This is a genomic window from Janthinobacterium svalbardense (assembly GCF_002327145.1).
GTDB classification, from domain to species: Bacteria; Pseudomonadota; Gammaproteobacteria; order Burkholderiales; family Burkholderiaceae_D; genus Janthinobacterium; species Janthinobacterium tructae.
Window position 1 is genome coordinate 3548397 of sequence record NZ_CP023422.1, and the last position, 15509, is coordinate 3563905.

Genomic DNA, 15509 nt, shown 5'->3' on the forward strand with positions numbered 1-15509 from the left:
GATGAGCAGCAAGGACAGCGGCAAGCAGGAATCCACGATCCTGGGCGTGGCCGAGACCAGCGTGGCTTATGGTCCAGATGTTGCGGACAGCGCGGACACCCTGGCGGCGGCCAGCAACCCCCAGTACCGCACCCTGAACCTGGCCCGGCTGGCGGAGCAAGGCATGCTCACGCAGGAAGGCGGGCGCAGTTCGGTGGCCGAAGATTTTCGCATCATCAAGCGCCCGCTGCTACGCCAGGCGCGCGCCAGCGGCGCCGAGGCCATCCGCCACGGCAACCTGATCGTCGTCACCAGCGCCATGCCCGGCGAAGGCAAGACGTATTGCGCCGTCAACCTGGCCATGAGCATCGCCATGGAAATGGATATCACGGTGCTGCTGGTCGATGCCGACGTGGCGCGACCGTCCGTGCTGAAAGTGCTGGGCCTGCCGCCCGAGCCTGGGCTGATGGACGTGCTGCTCGACCCGCAGCTGGCCATGGCGGACGTGATCCTGAAAACCAACGTGGCCAACCTGCGCATCCTGCCCGCCGGGCGCAGCAACAAGCACGCGACGGAATTGCTGGCCAGCCGGGCCATGAGCCGCCTGCTGGCCGAAATCGCCAGCCGCTATAGCGACCGCATCGTCGTCTTCGATTCGCCGCCCCTGCTCATTACCAGCGAAGCGCACGCGCTGGTGGGGCAGATGGGCCAAGTGGTGATGGTGGTCGAGGCGGAAACGACGACCCAGCACGCCGTCAAGGAGGCGCTGCGCCAGATCGAAGCGTGCGAACACATACATTTGATCTACAACAAGACCAAATCGTTCCCCGGCAACGATTACTACGGCTATGGCTATTACGACTAGCCGCCGGGTTTCGCTACCGCTGGCGCTGCCGCCGTTGCTGCCGTTGCTCTCTTTGCTGCTACCCCTGCCGGCCTTGGCTGTCGACTGGCTGGTGAAACCGTCGCTGCGCCTGCGCGAAAGCTATACGGACAATGCGCTGCGCGCGCCGCCCGGCCAGGCACAAGCGGACTTCATCACGGAAATCGCGCCCGCCATCGCCCTCATCGGCACGGGCCCGCGCCTGCGCGTGAACCTCGATTACAGCTGGCACAAATACCTCTCGGGGCAGCGCGGCAATAGCGACAACCACGACTTGCACGCCGCAGCCGACGCCGAGATGGTGCAGGACTGGTTCTTCATCGATGCCAACGCCAGCGTGAGCCGGCGCAACATCTCGCCGTTCGGCCCGCAACTGATAGACGAGCTGCCCGACACGGACAATACCAGCACGGTACGCACCACCGGCATCAGCCCCTACCTGCGCCACCGCTTCCGTGGCCTGGCCACGGCCGAGCTGCGCTACACGCGCAATACGGTAGCCAGCGGCGGCGATCTGCTGTCCGTGCATAGCGATGAAATGGAATTGCTGCTCAGCGGCGAACCGCGCGGCCAGGGCTGGTCCTGGAACGCCAGCCACGATGTGCGCCGCACGCAGGACGGCAAGCTGGCGCCCGTGCGCATGCAGCGCAGCAGCGTGGGCCTGCGCTATCCGTTCAGCAGAAAATGGGCGGCCACGGCCAGCGGCGGCATGGAAAAGGAAGGCTATATATCGAGCAACGGCAAGGCGCCGGAAGGCCGCTTCTGGTCGCTGGGCGGCGTGTGGACGCCGTCGCCGCGCACCAGCGTGGCTTTCAGCACGGGCAAGCGCTTTTTTGGCACCACCTACAGCCTCGATGCCAACTTCCTGCAGCGCCATACCAACTGGCAACTGAGCTACAGCGAAGACATCACCACCATGCCCACGCAGTTTGCGCGCCTGGGCGACAGCGACGCGGGCCAGCTGCTCGATCAATTATGGCGCGGCATCTTTCCCAACGCGCGCGACAGGCGCTTGCGCATCAATGCCTTCCTGCGCTACGCCAACAGCCTGGGGCCGGAACGGGGCGCCATCAATTACTTCAGCCACCGCTATTTCCTGCAAAAGCAGCTGAAGCTGACGATGGCGCGCGCCACGGCCAAGAGCACGCTGGTCGCCGGCGTCACGGCCGTCGACCGCACGGCGCAAACGGCCAGCGGCATCGACAGCGCCCTGCTGCCCGGCATGGAGTTCGGCAGCGAAGACCGCACGCGCCAGATCGGCGCCAACGTGGGCTGGAACTGGCAAGCCAGTTCGCGCACCAGCGTGAATGTCAATGCCGGCTACGCCAGCGTGCGCTCGCTGAGCGTGCCCCGGCGCGACAACAACATTACCGTGACGGCCGGCTACAGCCGCGTCCTGCAGCCGAACATGACGGCCAGCATCGATGTGCGGCACATGCGGCACGCCAGCAACCGGGGCGGCAACTACCGCGAAAACGGCGTCAGCGCCACGCTCACCATGCAATTCTAAGGAGCCCGCAATGTCCGACCCCTCTCTTCTGTGCGTGGTGGCCGCGCGCCCCAACCTGATGAAAATGGCGCCCATCCTGGCCGCCCTGGCGCGCCAGGCGCCCGCCGTGCGCGTGACGCTATTGCATACCGGCCAGCACTACGACACGGCCATGAACGGCCAGCTGTTTACGGATCTGGACCTGCGCGCGCCCGACATCAGCCTCGACGTCGGCTCCGGCAACCACGCGCAGCAGACGGCCGAGATCATGCGCCGCTTCGATGCCGTGCTCGACACGCATCCGCCGCTGGCGCCCGATTGCGTGCTGGTGGTGGGCGACGTCAACTCCACCCTGGCGTGCGCGCTGGTGGCGGCCAAGCGGAACATTCCCGTGATCCACGTCGAGGCGGGCCTGCGCAGCGGCGACCGGCGCATGCCCGAGGAAATCAACCGCGTGCTGACGGATCAATTATCCAGCCTGCTGCTGACCAGCGAAGAGAGCGCGCGCGCCAACCTGCTGCGCGAAGGCATCGCCCCCGAACGCATCCACTTCACGGGCAACGTCATGATCGACAGCCTGCGGCAGCAACTGCCGCGCGCAGTCCAGCCCGAGACCACCCTGCGCGCCCACGGCCACGCCTGTCCGCCCGCGTATGGCCTGTTGACACTGCACCGGCCGTCGAACGTGGATGATGCGGCGCAGCTGCAAGCGCTGCTGCAGGCGCTCGGGCAATTGTCATGCCAGCTGCCGCTGCTGTTTCCCATCCACCCGCGCACCCTGGCCGGCCTGCGTCTAGCGGGCCTGGAAGCATTGCTGGCGCGCCAGGCCATCGTCTGCCTGCCGCCGCTGGGCTACCTGGAAATGCTGGGCCTGATGCAGGGCGCGCGCCTGGTGCTGACCGATTCCGGCGGCATCCAGGAAGAAAGCACGGCCCTGGGCGTGCCTTGCCTGACCCTGCGCGACAATACGGAGCGCCCCGTCACCGTCAGTGCCGGCACGAATACCCTGGCCGGCACGCAACCGGCCACCATTCTGGCGCTGGCGCGCGCCATCCTCGAGACGGGCGGCAAGCGCGGCCGCATTCCGCCCCTGTGGGATGGCCACGCAGCCGAGCGTATCGCCGCCGTCATCGCGCCCTGGCTGGCGGCGCGCCGGGGCACGCCATGACGCCGCCGGCAATACTGCGCAACGCCTTGACCATCGACGTGGAAGACTATTTCCAGGTGTCCGCCTTCGCGCCGCACATCGCGCGCGCCGACTGGCCCCGCCTGGAATGCCGGGTCGAGGCGAACATCGAGCGCATCCTGCTGCTGCTGGAAAGCCGGCGCATCCACGCCACCTTTTTTACATTGGGCTGGATTGCCGAGCGCTATCCGGCCATGCTGCGCCGCGTGACCGGCGCGGGGCACGAGGTGGCCAGCCACGGCTATGCGCACCTGCGCGCCTGCGACCAGTCGGCCGCCCAGTTCGCCGACGATGTGCGCCGCAGCAAGACCATCCTGGAGCAATTGACGGGGCTGCCCGTGCACGGCTACCGGGCGCCCAGTTTTTCCATCGGCGCGGCCAATCTGTGGGCCTTCGAGGTGTTGCAGGAAGCGGGCTATCGCTACAGTTCCAGCATCTACCCGATCCGCCACGACCATTACGGCATGCCCGATGCTCCCCGCTTCGCCTGGCGTCCGCAGGGCCCCCACGGTGTGCTGGAGCTGCCCATCAGCACCGTGCGCCTGCGCGGGCGCAACTTGCCGGCCGGCGGCGGCGGCTATTTTCGCCTGATGCCGTATGCACTGTCGCGCTGGCTTTTGCGACGCATCAATTCGCGCGACGGGCAAGCTGGCATATTCTATTTTCATCCTTGGGAACTCGATCCCGGTCAGCCGCGCCCGCCGGGCCTGAGCGCGAAAACGCGCTTTCGCCACTACTTGAACCTGGGGCGCATGGAAGCGCGGCTGGCGCGCCTGACGGCCGACTTCACCTGGGACCGCATGGACCGTATTTTTCTGGAAAGCACATGATGCACGAGGCCAGCCTTCCTGCCGACCCGGCGCCGACCAGCGCCGCCATTGCCGTGCGGTCCCTGCAGGCGCACGAACATGCACGCTGGGATGCCTTTGTCGAGGCCTGTCCCGAAGCCACCTTCTTTCACCGCGCCGGCTGGCACACCATCCTGCAGCAAGGTTTTCACCACGACAGCCATTTCCTGTACGCGGAACAGGACGGGCGCATCGCCGCCGTGCTGCCGCTGGCGCATGTGCGCAGCCGTTTGTTCGGCTCGTCCCTCGTCTCGCTGCCGTTTTGCGTGTACGGCGGCATCGCCGGCGGCAGCCCGGCCGTGCGACTGGCCCTCGACGAAGCGGCGCTGGCGCTGGCGCGGCGCCTCGGCGTGGGGCACCTGGAATACCGCTGGCGCGAGGTGGACGAAAATGCGCACGCTGCCTGGCTGCACAAACCACTGTACGCGACCTTCCGCCGCGCCCTGCTCCCGGATGCCGAACAGAACCTGCTGGCCATTCCCCGCAAGCAGCGCGCCGTCGTGCGCAAGGCCATGGCGGCGGGCCTGCACAGCGCCATCGATTATGACCTCAGCCACTTCTACCCGATCTACGCGGCCAGCGTGCACCGGCTGGGCACGCCCGTCTTCGCGCGCCGCCATTTTGCCCTGCTGCGCGCGGTGTTTGGCGACGATTGCGAGATCCTCACCGTGTATCACGGCCAGCAGGCGCAGGCCAGCGTGCTGCTGTTCTATTTCCGCGATGAAGTGCTGCCGTATTACGGCGGCGGCACGCCGCTGGCGCGCAGCACGGGCGCCAACGACTTCATGTACTGGGAAACGATGCGCCGCGCCTGCGAACGCGGCTACCGCCTGTTCGATTTCGGCCGCAGCAAGCTCGGGACTGGGGCCTGGGACTTCAAGAAAAACTGGGGTTTTACGCCGCAGCCGCTGCCATATGCCTACCAGCTCGTGCGCGCCAAGGCCTTGCCGGAAGTCAACCCACTCAATCCCAAATACGCGCTGTTCATCCGCGCCTGGCGCCGCCTGCCGCTGCCGCTGGCCAACCTGCTGGGGCCGCACATCGTGCGGCAACTGGGCTAAGCAAGGGGACACGCCATGCGCGAACTGCTCTTCCTCACCCACCGCCTGCCGTATCCGCCCAACAAGGGCGACAAGATACGCTCGTGGCACATGCTGCAGTACCTGAGCCGGCATTTCCGCGTGCACCTGGGCTGTTTCATCGACGATGACGACGACTGGCAGCATACGAAAACCGTGGCCGCCCTGTGTGCCAGCACGCGCTTCATTGAACTGCGGCGCGGCACGGCCCGCTGGCGCGCCCTGCAGGCGCTGCTGTCGCGGCAAGCCATGAGCGTGCAGTACTACCGCGATGCGCGCCTGCTGCAATGGGTCGATGGCTTATTATCTAGCGGCAAGGTGCGCCATGCGCTGGCCTTTTCCGGGCCCATGGCGCAATACATCGACGGCAGCGCGGGCCGCGCCGTGCACCGCGTGATCGATTTCGTCGACGTCGATTCCGACAAATGGCGCCAGTACGGCGACAGCAAACCGTGGCCCATGTCGCTGCTGTACCGGCGCGAAGCGCAGCTGCTGCTGCAGTACGAGCGCCATATCGCCCAGCAGTTCACGGCCGCCAGCTTCGTCTCGCCGGCCGAAGCGGCCCTGTTCCGCCAGTGCGCGCCGATGGCGCGGCGCAAGACGGGGCATGTCAACAACGGCGTCGACACGGCGTATTTCACGCCCATGCCGGCCCAGAGCGCAATCTATCCGCCCGGCGTGCAGGCGCTGGTATTTACGGGCGCCATGGATTATTGGCCGAACATCGATGCCGTGCAATGGTTCGTGCGCCACGTCTGGCCCGCGCTGCGGCGCCAGTTTCCCCAGTTGCAGTTTTATATCGTCGGCAGCGCCCCCGTGCCCGCCGTGACCGCACTGGCCAGGGTTGCCGGCGTGGTGGTGACGGGCAAGGTGCCCGACATCCGGCCCTATCTGGCTGGCGCGGCGCTGGCCGTGGCGCCCCTGCGCATTGCCCGCGGCGTGCAAAACAAGGTGCTCGAAGCGATGGCGATGGGCAAGATCGTGCTGGCCACGCCGCAAGCGCTGCAAGGCATCGCCGCCCAGCCGGGCCTGGAACTGCTGCTGGCGCGCGACGACGCCGAATTCATCCACCATGCGGCGCGCGTGCTGCGCAACGCCTGCGGCGGGGCAGCCGAAGGCAGCGGCGCGGCCATCGGTGCGGCGGCGCGCCAGCTGGTGTTGCAGGATTACGACTGGGAACGCAACCTGCGGGGCCTGGGCGCCATGCTGGGCCTGCCTGCCGAGGCCGGTACCGTGGCCGATGCGGGAGCCAGCACTGCCGGCATGCCGACGCTGCCCGTGCGGGAGCCCTCCACATGAGCTTGCAGCTCGACCAGGTCGCCCGCTTGCCCGACGCGGCCGTCCTGCCGCATGAGCATCATGGCCAAGGCCGGCGCCAGGCCGCCCTGGCGGCCCTGCTGCTGGCGCTGGCCGCCATCGTGCTGCTGTACCACGCCACCTTCTGGTCGATGCTGGAATTGTGGTCGCGCTCGCAAACCTTCGCGCACGGCTTCCTGATCGTGCCCATCAGCTGCTGGCTGGCCTGGCGCCAGCGCACCCGCCTGGCCGCGCTGGCGCCCCAGCCGTCGTGGCAAGGCTTGCTACTGCTGGGCGCGCTGGGCCTGGCCTGGCTGCTGGCTGACGCCGCCAACGTACACGTGGTGGAACAATATGCGGCCACGGCCATGCTGCCCGCCTGCGTGCTGGCCATCCTTGGCTGGCCAGCCGTGCGCCTGCTGGCCTTTCCCCTCGCGTATCTGTTCCTGGCCGTGCCGTTTGGCGAAGTCTTCCTCGATCCCCTGATCGACTTCACGGCTGCCTTCACGGTGACCGCGCTGCAATGGACGGGCGTACCTGTGTTTCGCGATGGCAACAATTTTTCGCTGCCTACCGGTAACTGGTCGGTGGTGGAGGCGTGCAGCGGTTTGCGCTACCTGATCGCCGCGCTGGCCCTGGGCGCCCTGTTCGCCCATGTGAATTTCCACAGCACGCGGCGGCGCCTGGCCGTCATGGCCGCCGCCCTGATCGTGCCCATCCTCGCCAATGGCGTGCGCGCCTACCTGATTGTGATGCTGGGCCACGTGAGCAACATGCGCCTGGCCGTGGGCGTCGACCACCTGATCTATGGCTGGCTGTTCTTCGGCCTGGTGGTACTGCTGCTGTTCTGGCTGGCCGCGCGCTGGCGTGAATTGCCGCTGGCGCCGATCTTGCCACCCACTGTGCCATGCGCGGCCAGGCCAGGCGCCAGCCCGCACGCCGTCGTGCGCGCCAGCCTGGCTTGCCTGCTGCTGGCGGCGCTATGGCCGGCGCTGGCGCTGGCCAGCCACCGCGACGACGGCGCCGCGATGCCGGCGACCGTGCTGGCCTTGCCTGATCCGCCCGCCTGGCAGCGCCTGCACGATGCGGCCCCCGCGTGGCAGGCGCCGTATGCGGGCACGCCCGCGCGGTTTGCCGCCACGTATGCGCGCGGCGACGGCGACGGCGCGCCGGTGGGCTTGCAACTGCACTGGTATGCGCGCCAGGCGCGCGATGCCGAACTGCTGACGCACCAGTCCTCGCCATACGGCGCGCGCTGGATGGCGCTGGCGCAGCGCGTGCAAGACATCACCCTGGCCAGCGGCGCCCTGGCCGTGCGCGAAAGCGTGCTGGGGCACGGTGGCGAACGCCTGCTGGTGTGGCGCGTCTACCGCCAGGGCGGCATCATCACGGCCCGCCCCGTGCTGGTAAAACTGCTGCTGGCGCAAGCCAAGCTGCTGGGCAGGCGCCAGGATGGCGCCGACATCCTCGTCTTTGCCGCCTACGACGAGCTGGCGCCGCCGCCGCGCGCGCGCCTGCACGCCTTCCTGCAGGCGGCGCTGCCCGTCATCGAACAACGTCTGCAGGAGCTGCCGCATGGCCCTTGACACCGATGCTGGCCACACACGCGAGGCTGCTGTAGCGGCCAATGCCGCCCCGCTGATCGTGCACGTGATCCACCAGCTCGACGTGGGCGGGCTGGAAAACGGCTTGGTCAACCTGATCAACCATCTGCCGCCCGAACGCTACCGGCACGCCATCGTCTGCCTGAAGAACGCCACCGCGTTTCGCCAGCGCCTGACCACGCCCGGTGTCGCTGTGATCAGCCTGGACAAGCGTGAAGGCAAGGACTGGCGCCACTACCTGCGCCTGTACCGCGTGCTGAAACAGCTGCGTCCGGCAGTGGTGCACACGCGCAACCTGGGCTGCCTCGAAGCGCAACTGCTGGCCTGCCTGGCCGGCGTGCGCCTGCGCGTGCATGGCGAACACGGGCGCGACATGAGCGACTTGCACGGCACCCGCCGCAAATACCGGCTGCTGCGCAAATGCATGCTGCCGCTGGTGCAGCACTTCATCGCCGTCAGCGCCGACCTGGGACACTGGCTGGTGGACGTCATCGGCGCGGCACCCGCACAGGTATCGCACATCGGCAATGGCGTCGACAGCGTGCAATTCCATCCGCGCCTGGGGCCGCCGGCCGCCGTCGGCCCGCCCGGCTTCCTGTGCAACGGCGCCTTCGTCGTCGGCAGCGTGGGCCGCATGGCCGCCGTCAAGGATCACGCCTCGCTCGTGCAGGCGTTTCTGCTGTTGCTGGCGCAGCCGGGTGCCCGCGCGCGCCTGCGCCTGCTCATCGTGGGTGACGGGCCGTGCCGCCAGGCTTGCCTGGAGCTGCTGCAGCAGGCCGGCGTGGCCCATCTTGCCTGGCTGCCCGGCGCGCGCGACGACGTGGCACAGCTGCTGCGCGCCATGGACCTGTTCGTGCTGCCCTCGCTGGCCGAAGGCAGTTCGAACACCATTCTCGAAGCGATGGCGACGGGGCTGCCCATCGTCGCCACGCAGGTGGGCGGCAATGCGGAACTGGTGCAGTCGGGCTGGAGCGGCACCCTGGTGCCCCCTGGTTCTGCCGAGATGCTGGCCGGCGCCATGCTCGACTACTACAGCATGCCCGAACTGGGCCCGCGCCACGGCGCGCGCGGGCGGCGCCAGGTGCTGGCCGAGCACAGCCTGCCCGCCATGGCCGGCGCCTACCTGGCCGTGTACGACCGCCTGACGGGCGCGCGCCAGCCCTCTCCCCTGTCCACTTATCCCTGAAAGGCCTCCCATGTGCGGCATCAGCGGCATCTTTGATTTGCAGGGCCAGCGCGACATCGACGTGCAGCTGCTGGCGCGCATGAACAACAGTCTGCGCCATCGGGGACCGGACGAAGGGGGACTGCACCGCGAGCCGGGACTGGGCCTGGCGCACCGGCGCCTGTCCGTGATCGACCTGGCCAGCGGCCAGCAGCCGCTGTTCAACGCCGACCGCAGCATCGCCATCGTCTTCAATGGCGAAATCTACAATTACCGCAGTCTGATGGCCGAACTGCGCCAGTTCGGCCATCGCTTCCGCACCAGCAGCGACACGGAAGTCATCGTCCACGCCTGGGAACAATGGGGCGAGCAATGCGTGCAGCGCCTGCGCGGCATGTTCGCCTTCGCCCTGTGGGACCGCCGCCGCCATCTGCTGTTCCTGGCGCGCGACCGCCTGGGCGTGAAACCCCTGTACTACGGCGAGGCGCAGGATGGCACCCTGCTGTTCGGCTCCGAACTCAAAGCCCTGCTCGCGCATCCGGCCATGCCGCGCGTGCTCGACCCGCTGGCCGTGGAAGAGTATTTCGCCTACGGCTACGTGCCCGAGCCGCGCAGCATCTTCCAGCACGCGCGCAAGCTGCCACCCGGGCATACCCTGTCGATTCGCGCCGGCCAGCCGCTGCCCGCGCCGCAAGCGTACTGGGATATTCCATTCACGCCGAATCCACCCGCCAGCGAAGCGCAGGCGGCCGACGAACTGCTGGCGCGCCTGCGCGAAGCGGTGCGCATCCGCATGGTGGCCGAAGTGCCGCTCGGTGCCTTCCTCTCCGGCGGCGTCGATTCGAGCGCCGTCGTGGCGCTGATGGCCGGCGCCAGCGCCACGCCCGTCAACACCTGCTCCATCTCGTTCGGCGACCCCGCGTACAACGAAGCGCGCTACGCCGACCTGGTGGCGCGCCGCTACGCCACGGCGCACCACGCGCGCCAGGTGGAGCAAGACGACTTCGAGCTGATCGACCTGCTGGCGAACCTGTACGACGAACCGTTCGCCGACAGTTCCGCCATGCCCACGTACAGAGTCTGCCAGCTGGCGCGCCAGCGCGTCACGGTGGCCCTGTCGGGCGACGGCGGCGATGAAAGCCTGGCCGGCTACCGGCGCTACCGCCTGCACACGCGCGAAGAAAGAGTGCGCAAGGCGATGGACCCCTTGCTGCCGGCCGGCTTGCGCCAGTCGCTGTTCGGCACCCTGGGGCGGCTGTACCCGAAGGCCGACTGGGCGCCCCGCTTCCTGCGCGCCAAGACCACCTTCGAGGGCCTGGCGCGCGACACGACGGATGCATATTTTCACGGCGTCAGCCTGCTGGGCGACGCCATGCGCGCGCGCCTGTTCAGCCCCGAGCTGCGGCGCAGCCTGCATGGCTACCGCGCCGTCGAAGTGCTGCGCCGCCACGCGCTGGCCAGCCCCGCGCAAGATCCGCTGGCGCAGGTGCAGTACCTGGACCTGAAAACCTACCTGCCCGGCGACATCCTCACGAAAGTCGACCGGGCCAGCATGGCGCATGCGCTGGAAGTGCGCTCGCCCCTGCTCGACCATGAACTGGTGGCGTGGATGTCCGGCCTGCCGCCGCAATTCAAGCTGCGGCGTGGCGAAGGCAAATACCTGCTGAAAAAAGCCCTGCGTCCGCTGCTGCCCGACACCCTGCTGTACCGCCAGAAGATGGGCTTTTCGGTGCCGCTGGCCGACTGGCTGCGCGGCCCGCTGCGCCAGCGCCTGCAACAGCGCCTGCTGGGCCCCACCCTGGCGCAATGCGGCCTGTTCGACATGGACTACGTGCGCCTGCTGCTCGATCAGCACGCCAGCGGGCGACGCGACTACAGCGCGCCCTTGTGGGCGCTGCTGATGTTTGAAGCGTTCCTGCGCCAGGTGCTGCCCGTCGACGGCCGCCTGGCGCCGGTGCCCGCACCAGCCATGGCGGTGGAGTGACGCCATGCGCATCCTGCACATCCTCGACCACTCGCTGCCCCTGCACAGCGGCTACACGTTTCGCACCTTGGCCATCCTGCGGCAGCAACGCGCGCTGGGCTGGCACACGACGCAACTCACGAGTGCCAAGCAGGGGCCGTCCGACAGCGCGCAGCAGCTGGTCGACGGCTGGCATTTCTACCGCACGGCGCCGAATGCACGCTGGTGGGCGCGCCTGCCCGTGCTGCGGCAAGTGGCCGTCATCATCGGCCTGGCCGTGCGCCTGCGCCAGCTGGCGCGGCAAGCCAGGCCGGACATCCTGCATGCGCATTCGCCCGCCCTGAACGCCATCGCCGCCCTCAACGCGGGCCGCGCGCTGGGCATTCCCGTCGTGTATGAAGTGCGCGCCTTCTGGGAAGACGCGGCCGCCGACCATGGCAGCAGCCGGCCCGGCGGTCTGCGCTACCGGCTCACGCGGGCGCTGGAAACCTATGCGCTGCGCCGCGCCGACGCCGTCACCACCATCTGCGACGGTTTGTGGCGCGAACTGTGCGCGCGCGGCGTGCCCGCGCATAAAATCACGGTCATCCCGAACGCCGTCGATGCGCTCGCCTTCAGCACCACCGCGCCCGCAGACCACTGGCTGGCGCATAAACTGGGCCTGCATGGCCACCGGGTTATCGGCTTCATCGGCTCGTTCTATGCCTACGAAGGTCTGGCCCTGCTGCTGCGCGCCATGCCGCGCCTGCTGGCGGCGCAGCCGGCATTGCGGCTGCTGCTGGCCGGCGGCGGGCCGCAGGAAACGGCGCTGCGCGCGCTGGCGGCGCAGCTGGGCCTGGAGCACGCCGTGGTCTTCGCGGGCAGAGTGCCGCATGCGCAGGTGGCCGCGTATTATCAGCTGGTCGACATCTGCGTGTATCCGCGCCTACCGATGCGCCTGACGGAACTGGTGACGCCATTGAAACCGTTAGAGGCGATGGCGCAGGGCCGCCTCGTGGTGGCGTCCGACGTGGGTGGCCACCGCGAACTGGTCGAACATGGCAAGACGGGCATGCTGTTTCGCGCCGGCGATGCCGAAGCGCTGGCGCAGGCGGTATTGCACCTGCTGCTGGCGCCCGCCAGCTGGCCGGCGCTGCGGCGCCAGGCGCGCACCTTCGTCGAGACGGAGCGCAGCTGGAGCGCCAGCGTGGGCCGCTATGCGCCCGTGTATGCGCGCCTGGCCGCGGCGCGCAGGGTGGCGGGAGTGGCGCCATGATCTTCTCGGGCCTGCGCATCGCGCTGGTCGGCCCGCTGCCGCCGCCGGCCGGCGGCATGGCGAACCAGACAGCGCAACTGGCGCGCAAGCTGCGCGACGACGGCGCGCAAGTCCAGCTGCTGGCCGTCAACGGCCCCGTGCTGCCGCCCTGGCTGGCGCGCATCCGCTACCTGCGCGCTGCGCTGCGCCTGCCCGTGCACTTGTGGCGCCTGTGGCGCACGGCCAATACGGTGGACCTGTTCCACATCATGGCCAATTCCGGCTGGTCCTGGCACCTGCACGCGGCGCCGGCATTGTGGATCGCCAGCCTGAAAGGCAAGCCGGCCCTGCTCAATTACCGGGGCGGCGAAGCGGCCGCCTTTTTCGCCCGTTCGCCGCGCCTGGTCTCACTGAGCCTGCGCCGCGCCAGCGCCATCGTCGTACCCTCGGCCTACCTGGCCGGCATCTTCGAGCAATATGGCCATACCGCCCACATCGTGCCAAACGTGGTGGACTTGCAGCGCTTTGCACCGGCCGTACCGCGTGTGCCAGCCGCAGATGGCCCGTGCATCCTCGTGGCGCGCCACCTGGAAAACCTGTACGACAATGCCAGCGCCGTGCGCGCCTTTGCCCTCGTGCGAGCAAGCTATCCCGCGGCGCGCCTGGTGCTGGCCGGCGGCGGACCGCAGCGCCCGGCGCTGGCGCGCCTGGCCAGGTCGCTCGGCGTTCTTGCCTCCGTGCGCTTCGCCGGCCCCGTCGACAATGCCGCCATGCCGGCCCTGTACCAGGCCAGCGACATCGTCCTCAACCCTAGCCTGGCCGACAACATGCCCATTTCCGTGCTCGAAGCGCTGGCCTGCGGCGTGCCCGTCGTCAGCACCAACGTGGGCGGCATCCCCGCCCTGCTGCAAGATGGCGTGACGGCGCTGCTGGTGCCGCCCGGCGATCCGGCCGCCATGGCGCAGGCCATTCTGGCGCTGCTGCGCGACCCGACCCGCGCGCAAACGCTGGCAGACGCGGGCCTGGCGCACGCCGCCACTTTCGGCTGGTCCGGCATCGCCCCCAGGCTGGCCGCGCATTACCGCCGCATCCGCGCCGCGCCGCGCCCCGGCGCCTACACGCGCTGCGTGGCACGCTGGCTGTTTCCCCTGCATGAATGGCTCAAGGGCCACCACAGCGCGCGCCTGCTGCGCCGCCTGGAACGTTCGCAGTGGTGGAGCGCGCAGCAGTTGCAGCAGTGGCAGCTGGCGCGCCTGCGTGCGCTGCTGCGCCACGCAGGCGCGCACGTGCCCTACTACCGCGCACTGTTTTCCAGCAGCGGCTTCGACCCGGAACAGCTGCGGCAGCTGGCCGATTTAGCGCGCCTGCCGCTGCTGCGCAAGGCTGACATTGCGAGTGCGCGCGACAGCTTCAAGTCCGCCCGCGCCGTGGGCTTGCGCCCGTTCGCCACGGGCGGCTCCAGCGGCGAGCCGCTGCAGTTTTTCCTGGGACGACGGCGCGTCAGCCACGACATCGCCGCCAAGTGGCGCGCCACGCGCTGGTGGGGCGTCGATATCGGCGACCGCGAAGCCGTCTTGTGGGGTTCGCCCATCGAGCTGCAGGCGCAAGACCGCCTGCGCCGCCTGCGCGATGCGCTGCTGCGCACCACCCTGCTGCCCGCGTTTGCCATGTCGCCCACGCGCCTCGATGGCTACGTGGCGCAGCTGCGCCGCTGGCGTCCGCGCATGCTGTTCGGCTACCCGTCGGCCCTGTGCCGCATCGCCAGCCATGCCAGCGCGCGCGACTTGCCGCTCGACGGCCTGGGCGTGAAAGTGGCGTTCGTCACGGCCGAGCGCCTGTACGACGAGCAGCGCGCGCAGATCGCCGCCGCCTTCGGCTGCCCCGTGGCCAACGGCTACGGCGGGCGCGACGCGGGTTTCATCGCCCACGAATGCCCGGAAGGCGGCATGCACATCACGGCCGAGGACATCATCGTGGAAATCCTCGATGGCCATGGCCAGCCGCTGCCGCCAGGGGCCACGGGCGAAATCGTCGTCACCCACCTGGCCACGCGGGACTATCCGTTCATCCGCTACGCCACGGGCGACGTGGGTGCGCTGGGCACGCAGCCCTGCGCCTGCGGCCGCGGTTTGCCCCTGCTGCACAAGATCGAAGGGCGCAGCACGGATTTCCTCACGGCGGTCGATGGCACCGTCATGCACGGCCTGGCCCTCGTCTACATCGTGCGCGAACTGCCGCAAGTGCGCAGTTTTAAAATCATCCAGGAAAGCCTGCTGCGCACGCGCGTGCTGCTGGTCTGCGTGGTGCGCCTGGACGACGCCACCCGCAGCGCCATCGTGACCGGGTTCCAGGACAGGCTGGGCGCGCAGGTGGACATCGCCATCGAGGAAGTCGACGAGATCGCGGCGGAAGCCTCGGGCAAGTACCGCTATGTAGTGAGCAAGCTGGCGTAGGAGGGCAGCCTGTAGCTCGATGACATGGCAGATGTCCATGCTCGTCCATGTATCTTGCCATATTATCTTGCCATATTATCTTGCCATATCGCCTGCGAAGCCATAGCCGAATGCATGCACGCCACGGATCGGGATATCAACACCGCTCCGGCTGGCGATTTTCGCACGCAAGTCACCGCTCTTGAAGTATTAGGCACCGTGCGCTCACACATTGATGTAGATCAATCAATTTTCGCTCCGCATGCAGCAGAATATGATCATTCGCAAGTGTCTGTTGACCAGCCCATGGCAGGACGCGTGACTGACGCCACTCCAACTTCATAAGGAATA

Annotated in this window: 12 protein-coding genes; all 12 read left to right on the plus strand. The window is 68.4% G+C overall.

What is annotated here, in order from left to right:
* The first annotated feature begins 1 nt into the window (after position 1).
* The 12 genes from CNX70_RS15705 (at position 2) to CNX70_RS28560 (ending at position 15503) form a co-directional block, all read left to right on the plus strand.
* Positions 2-844 carry an XrtA-associated tyrosine autokinase gene (locus tag CNX70_RS15705; protein ID WP_096235457.1) on the plus strand — a complete coding sequence of 281 codons (843 nt, stop codon included), beginning with the start codon at positions 2-4 and terminating at the stop codon, positions 842-844.
* Positions 828-2372 (plus strand): TIGR03016 family PEP-CTERM system-associated outer membrane protein, encoded by a 1545-nt coding sequence (locus CNX70_RS15710; RefSeq protein WP_096235458.1) that lies wholly within the window; start codon positions 828-830, stop codon positions 2370-2372. The genes CNX70_RS15705 and CNX70_RS15710 overlap by 17 nt, the downstream gene beginning before the upstream one ends.
* A gap of 10 nt (positions 2373-2382) precedes the next feature.
* A complete protein-coding gene (gene wecB / locus CNX70_RS15715; RefSeq protein ID WP_208624425.1) occupies positions 2383-3519 on the plus strand; it encodes a non-hydrolyzing UDP-N-acetylglucosamine 2-epimerase in 1137 nt (378 codons plus the stop codon).
* Positions 3516-4367 (plus strand): XrtA system polysaccharide deacetylase, encoded by an 852-nt coding sequence (locus CNX70_RS15720; protein ID WP_096235460.1) that lies wholly within the window; start codon positions 3516-3518, stop codon positions 4365-4367. The genes wecB and CNX70_RS15720 overlap by 4 nt, the downstream gene beginning before the upstream one ends.
* Entirely contained in the window at positions 4367-5446 is a 1080-nt protein-coding gene (locus CNX70_RS15725; RefSeq protein WP_096238488.1) for a FemAB family XrtA/PEP-CTERM system-associated protein, read from the plus strand. Before CNX70_RS15720 ends, CNX70_RS15725 begins: the two co-directional genes overlap by 1 nt.
* Positions 5447-5461: 15 nt before the next feature.
* Positions 5462-6763 (plus strand): TIGR03087 family PEP-CTERM/XrtA system glycosyltransferase, encoded by a 1302-nt coding sequence (locus CNX70_RS15730; protein WP_096235461.1) that lies wholly within the window; start codon positions 5462-5464, stop codon positions 6761-6763.
* Positions 6760-8346 (plus strand): exosortase A, encoded by a 1587-nt coding sequence (xrtA, locus tag CNX70_RS15735; RefSeq protein WP_096235462.1) that lies wholly within the window; start codon positions 6760-6762, stop codon positions 8344-8346. The genes CNX70_RS15730 and xrtA overlap by 4 nt, the downstream gene beginning before the upstream one ends.
* Positions 8336-9550: a TIGR03088 family PEP-CTERM/XrtA system glycosyltransferase gene (locus CNX70_RS15740; protein WP_096235463.1), complete on the plus strand. Its 1215-nt coding sequence runs from the start codon at positions 8336-8338 to the stop codon at positions 9548-9550. The genes xrtA and CNX70_RS15740 overlap by 11 nt, the downstream gene beginning before the upstream one ends.
* Before the next feature lie 10 nt (positions 9551-9560).
* A complete protein-coding gene (locus tag CNX70_RS15745; protein WP_096235464.1) occupies positions 9561-11513 on the plus strand; it encodes an XrtA/PEP-CTERM system amidotransferase in 1953 nt (650 codons plus the stop codon).
* A gap of 4 nt (positions 11514-11517) precedes the next feature.
* Positions 11518-12747: a TIGR04063 family PEP-CTERM/XrtA system glycosyltransferase gene (locus CNX70_RS15750; RefSeq protein WP_096235465.1), complete on the plus strand. Its 1230-nt coding sequence runs from the start codon at positions 11518-11520 to the stop codon at positions 12745-12747.
* A complete protein-coding gene (locus tag CNX70_RS15755; RefSeq protein ID WP_096235466.1) occupies positions 12744-15179 on the plus strand; it encodes a glycosyltransferase in 2436 nt (811 codons plus the stop codon). The genes CNX70_RS15750 and CNX70_RS15755 overlap by 4 nt, the downstream gene beginning before the upstream one ends.
* A gap of 114 nt (positions 15180-15293) precedes the next feature.
* Complete coding sequence (locus tag CNX70_RS28560) at positions 15294-15503, plus strand: hypothetical protein (RefSeq protein WP_167389670.1); 210 nt, start codon at positions 15294-15296, stop codon at positions 15501-15503.
* The last annotated feature ends 6 nt before the right edge of the window (positions 15504-15509 follow it).

Bases quoted from the DNA above. Each gene is read 5' to 3' on its own strand.
- CNX70_RS15705 (WP_096235457.1), top strand. From the start codon at position 2: ATGAGCAGCAAGGACAGCGGCAAGCAGGAATCCACGATCCTGGGCGTG.
- CNX70_RS15710 (WP_096235458.1), top strand. From the start codon at position 828: ATGGCTATTACGACTAGCCGCCGGGTTTCGCTACCGCTGGCGCTGCCG.
- wecB (WP_208624425.1), top strand. From the start codon at position 2,383: ATGTCCGACCCCTCTCTTCTGTGCGTGGTGGCCGCGCGCCCCAACCTG.
- CNX70_RS15720 (WP_096235460.1), top strand. From the start codon at position 3,516: ATGACGCCGCCGGCAATACTGCGCAACGCCTTGACCATCGACGTGGAA.
- CNX70_RS15725 (WP_096238488.1), top strand. From the start codon at position 4,367: ATGCACGAGGCCAGCCTTCCTGCCGACCCGGCGCCGACCAGCGCCGCC.
- CNX70_RS15730 (WP_096235461.1), top strand. From the start codon at position 5,462: ATGCGCGAACTGCTCTTCCTCACCCACCGCCTGCCGTATCCGCCCAAC.
- xrtA (WP_096235462.1), top strand. From the start codon at position 6,760: ATGAGCTTGCAGCTCGACCAGGTCGCCCGCTTGCCCGACGCGGCCGTC.
- CNX70_RS15740 (WP_096235463.1), top strand. From the start codon at position 8,336: ATGGCCCTTGACACCGATGCTGGCCACACACGCGAGGCTGCTGTAGCG.
- CNX70_RS15745 (WP_096235464.1), top strand. From the start codon at position 9,561: ATGTGCGGCATCAGCGGCATCTTTGATTTGCAGGGCCAGCGCGACATC.
- CNX70_RS15750 (WP_096235465.1), top strand. From the start codon at position 11,518: ATGCGCATCCTGCACATCCTCGACCACTCGCTGCCCCTGCACAGCGGC.
- CNX70_RS15755 (WP_096235466.1), top strand. From the start codon at position 12,744: ATGATCTTCTCGGGCCTGCGCATCGCGCTGGTCGGCCCGCTGCCGCCG.
- CNX70_RS28560 (WP_167389670.1), top strand. From the start codon at position 15,294: ATGCACGCCACGGATCGGGATATCAACACCGCTCCGGCTGGCGATTTT.